Here is a 4231-nt window from a genome sequence, read left to right on the forward strand (position 1 = left end):
GGACATTGGCAACGCCGGTGGTGAAGGCCAGATCGTTCCAGCCAGGTTCGGCCATACGGACCGCCCTGCACTGTTCGGCCTCGGCCGCTTCAGCCGCAGAACAGGCCAACGCCAGGGCAGCGAGACAGACGCCATTCGCAAGGATGCGGAACATTTCGGTTCTCCTCATTTTTCGAAAATTGACCAATTGGTCTTTTTATTGTCCCATTGGTCAATAGTTGATCTGCGCGGACGAAAATGTCAATGTGGAATCGCAATGCATGGATCGATCCGGTGAAACTCAAGCGTCTCAGCGAGATACGCCGCAAGGAACTGCGGCAGGCGGCGTTCGCGGTGCTGGAGCGCGAGGGCATTGCCGGCGCGACGCTGGAAAAGGTGGCGGCCCAGGCCGGCGCCTCGAAGGGAATCGTGCTGCACTATTTCCGCAACAAGCAGGAGTTGTTCGAGCACGCGATGCGCGAAGCCAACGCCGTCCTGTGCCAGGCGGTGATTGCGCGCCTTCGCCGGGCGATCACCCCGATGGAGCGGATGGATGCCGTGATCGAGGGCAATTTCGAACCGCATCTTTTTCAACCGCCTCTGTGCCATGCCTGGCTTTCGCTCTGCGCCGAGGTGCCGCGCGACGAGAAGATGGCGCGTATCCAGAGAGTGATCCACGCGCGCATGCGCTCTAACCTGTTGTCCGGCCTGCGCGGCCTTGCCTCGCCGGCGGATGCCGACGACATCGCGCTTGGCGTCACCGCATTGATCGACGGGCTTTGGCTGCGGCTCGGCCTGCAGCCAGGCAGCGTCTCGCGCGAACAGGCGGTCCGCCAGGTCAAGAACTATGTCGCGGGACGGCTCGCCATTCGGGAATCCGTGATCGTCGGCGCCTAAATCGACACTGGGCACGAGGCGCCGGTTGTTCCACGCAGGAGTGCCAGCGGTCGAAGTTCATACCTTGGGATAGGCCGATGGCTTGACCGCGGTCGCTTATGTGCGGTGCTCTCGAGGTGGCCAAAGCTGCCTCGGAGCGTCCTATGAGACTTCATAACAAGCGCGCGCTGGTTACCGGCGGATCGGACGGCATCGGCCTTGCGATCGCCGAGGCCTTTTCGCGTGAGGGTGCGGATGTCCTGATCGTCGGCCGCGACACCGAAAAGCTTGATGCCGCCGCCAGGCGGCTCGGCGGCAATGTCGAGACGCTGTCGGCCGATCTTGCCACCAGCGCCGGCATAGAAGCCGTGGCCGGGCACGTGAAAGAGTCCGGTCAGCCGCTCGATATCCTCGTCAACAATGCCGGGGTGGCTTTCCTGGTGCCGTTCGAGACCGTCAGCAAGGAAGAGTTCCAGCAATCCTTCGCGCTCAATGTAACGGCGGTGTTCTTCCTCACCCAGGCTCTGCTGCCGCATCTGGCAGCAGGCGCGTCGGTGATCAACATCTCGTCCTATTTCGCCAACAAGATGATCCCGAAGCGGCCGTCGAGCCTCTATTCCCTGTCGAAGGGCGCGGTGAACTCGCTGACCAAATCGCTGGCCTTCGAACTCGGGCCGCGCGGCATCCGCGTCAATGCCATCGCGCCCGGCACGGTCGACACCGCCATGCGGCGCAGCACGGTCGACTACCTGCCGGCCGAGGCAAAGGCGGAGCTGACGGCCTATGTCGAGCGGAGCTATCCGCTTGGCCGCATCGGCCGCCCCGACGATCTGGCCGGCATCACGGTCTATCTCGCCAGCGACGAGGCCGCCTGGACCAGCGGCGGCGTCTTTGCGATCGACGGCGGCTACACGGCCGGGTAAGCGTCCCGGCTCTCCCATCGAGGGGGCAAGCGCTTCAACCGATTTGCATCCGTCCTGCCCGCAATCTCCGCTTGAAGCCGTTTGTGCAACGCGATACGCCGTTGCCGACTTCGACAAGGAGAGACCCATGACCGCTGCAAAGACCAGAACCGAAACCGACACGTTCGGCCCCATCGAAGTCGCCGCCGATCGTTATTGGGGGGCCCAGGCCCAGCGTTCGCTCGGCAATTTCAAGATAGGTTGGGAGAAGCAGCCGGCGTCGATCGTGCGCGCGCTCGGCATCGTCAAGCGGGCCGCGGCGGAAGCCAACATGGAACTGAAGCGGCTCGATCCGGCGATCGGCAAGGTCATCGTCGAGGCAGCGCAAGAGGTTATCGACGGCAAGCTCAACGACCATTTCCCACTGGTCGTCTGGCAGACCGGCTCGGGCACGCAGTCCAACATGAACGCCAACGAAGTGATCTCCAACCGGGCGATCGAGATGCTGGGCGGCGTCATGGGCTCGAAGAAGCCCGTGCATCCCAACGACCACGTCAACATGAGCCAGTCGTCGAACGACACCTATCCGACGGCCATGCACATCGCTTGCGCCGAGCGCATCGTGCACGATTTGCTGCCGGCCCTGAAGCACCTGCACAAGGCGCTGGACGCCAAGAGCCGGGCTTTCGCCCACATCATCAAGATCGGCCGCACGCACACGCAGGATGCCACCCCCCTCACCCTCGGTCAGGAATTTTCGGGCTATGCCGCGCAGGTCGCTTCGTCGATCAAGCGCATCGAGCTGACGCTGCCCGGTCTGCAGGAGCTGGCGCAGGGCGGCACCGCCGTCGGCACCGGCCTCAATGCGCCGGTCGGCTTCGCCGAAAGGGTGGCGGATCGCATCGCCGCCATCACCGGCATTGTCTTCGTAACCGCTCCGAACAAGTTCGAGGCGCTGGCAGCCCACGATTCCATGGTGTTCTCGCACGGCGCCATCAACGCCTGCGCCGCCGCCCTGTTCAAGATCGCCAACGACATCCGCTTCCTCGGTTCCGGCCCGCGCTCGGGCCTCGGCGAACTGTCGCTGCCGGAAAACGAGCCGGGCTCGTCGATCATGCCGGGCAAGGTCAATCCGACCCAGTGCGAGGCAATGACCCAGGTCTGCGTGCAGGTGTTCGGCAACAATGCCGCGCTCACCTTCGCCGGCAGCCAGGGCCATTTCGAGCTCAACGTCTACAACCCGCTGATGGCCTACAACTTCCTGCAGTCGGTGCAGTTGCTCTGCGACGCTTCGGTCTCCTTCACCGACAATTGCGTAGTCGGGATCGAGGCGCGCGAAGACAACATCAAGGCGGCACTCAACCGCTCGCTGATGCTGGTGACGGCACTGGCGCCGACCATCGGCTACGACAATGCCGCCAAGATCGCCAAGACCGCGCACAAGAAGGGCACCACCTTGCGCGAGGAAGCGCTGGCCACCGGGCTGGTCAGCGAAGCCGACTACGACCGGCTGGTGCGGCCGGAGGACATGACGCATCCGGGGTAAGAGATTTGGCGACGGGAAAAATTACTCGCGTCACGACCTCACTCGACGCGAATTTTGCGTAGGCCGTCCGCTCACGGAAACGTAAGTACTGTGAACAATGTGTCGCCGATCTGGCGGCTTTGGTGAACAGTCAGCTTGCTCTATCTGGGTTGCATTGAACCCTTCCCAGAGAGAGCCACCATGTCCATCAATACTTCAGTCGCCGGTTCCGGCGCTTCCAATGCCTCAGCCACCATCCTCCTCGGCCGCGTCCTTCTTGCCGCCATCTTCCTGCTTTCAGGTTTCGGCAAGCTCACCGCGATCGCCGGCACAGCCGGTTATTTCGGCAGCCTCGGCCTGCCCGTACCGACCGCGACGGCCATCATCGTCGGCCTGATCGAGCTTCTCGGCGGCGCCGCCATACTTGTCGGCTTCCAGACCCGGATTGCCGCATGGGTGCTCGCTATCTTCACCGTCGCAACAGCGCTGGTCGCCCACACCGGCTGGGCCGATCAGATGCAGATGATCAACTTCCTCAAGAATCTGGGGATTGCCGGCGGCTTCATCGTGCTGGCCACCTCCGGTGCCGGCGCCTATTCGGTCGACGCCAAGCGCGGCTGATCCACAGCCAGAACACGAAAAACAAAAGCGGCGCGGAATTTTCCGCGCCGCTTTTTCGTTGTCGGTGCACAAGTCCATGTCCCGATTTGCCAGCCGGGATTTACGCCCGCATTGCTGGTAGGATCGACCTTCGGATGCGCGACAGGACCTACCAGCAATGCGGGCGTAAATCCCGGCTGGCAAATCGGGACATGGACTTGTGCACCGACAACGAAAAAGCGGCGCGGAAAATTCCGCGCCGCTTTTGTTTTTCGTGTTCTGGCTGTGGATCAGCCGCGCTTGGCGTCGACCGAATAGGCGCCGGCACCGGAGGTGGCCAGCACGATGA

The 4231-nt window shown here is 62.9% G+C and carries 5 protein-coding genes and 1 pseudogene; 5 read left to right on the top strand and 1 reads right to left on the bottom strand.

The genetic code is table 11. The features are described 5' to 3' along the window. Window positions 1-154, bottom strand: a pseudogene (locus ACXJ7R_RS26130) (glycine/betaine ABC transporter substrate-binding protein); the annotation flags it as partial. 83 nt (window positions 155-237) lie between these two features. Between ACXJ7R_RS26130 and betI the strand changes: the two are divergent. The 5 genes from betI to ACXJ7R_RS26155 all read left to right on the top strand — a co-directional run. Further along, window positions 238-876: a choline-binding transcriptional repressor BetI gene (gene betI, locus ACXJ7R_RS26135; RefSeq protein WP_457154353.1), complete on the top strand. Its 639-nt coding sequence runs from the start codon at window positions 238-240 to the stop codon at window positions 874-876. Between the two features lie 143 nt (window positions 877-1019). Next, window positions 1020-1778, top strand: coding sequence for an SDR family NAD(P)-dependent oxidoreductase (locus ACXJ7R_RS26140; protein WP_457154354.1), 759 nt, complete (start codon window positions 1020-1022; stop codon window positions 1776-1778). Between the two features lie 127 nt (window positions 1779-1905). Continuing rightward, window positions 1906-3303 (top strand): class II fumarate hydratase, encoded by a 1398-nt coding sequence (gene fumC / locus ACXJ7R_RS26145; RefSeq protein WP_457154355.1) that lies wholly within the window; start codon window positions 1906-1908, stop codon window positions 3301-3303. Between the two features lie 180 nt (window positions 3304-3483). Next, the gene (locus tag ACXJ7R_RS26150) at window positions 3484-3903 is read left to right on the top strand and encodes a DoxX family protein (protein WP_095086128.1); all 420 of its coding nucleotides are present in this window, start codon (window positions 3484-3486) and stop codon (window positions 3901-3903) included. Window positions 3904-4037: 134 nt separating this feature from the next. Further along, on the top strand, window positions 4038-4231 hold a 194-nt coding region (locus ACXJ7R_RS26155), incomplete at its 3' end, for a hypothetical protein (RefSeq protein WP_457154356.1).

It is taken from the genome of Mesorhizobium sp. P5_C1, assembly GCF_054049815.1.

Coding starts and splice junctions, on each gene's coding strand:
- ACXJ7R_RS26150 (WP_095086128.1), top strand. CDS start 3,484: ATGTCCATCAATACTTCAGTCGCCGGTTCCGGCGCTTCCAATGCCTCA.
- fumC (WP_457154355.1), top strand. CDS start 1,906: ATGACCGCTGCAAAGACCAGAACCGAAACCGACACGTTCGGCCCCATC.
- ACXJ7R_RS26140 (WP_457154354.1), top strand. CDS start 1,020: ATGAGACTTCATAACAAGCGCGCGCTGGTTACCGGCGGATCGGACGGC.
- betI (WP_457154353.1), top strand. CDS start 238: ATGTCAATGTGGAATCGCAATGCATGGATCGATCCGGTGAAACTCAAG.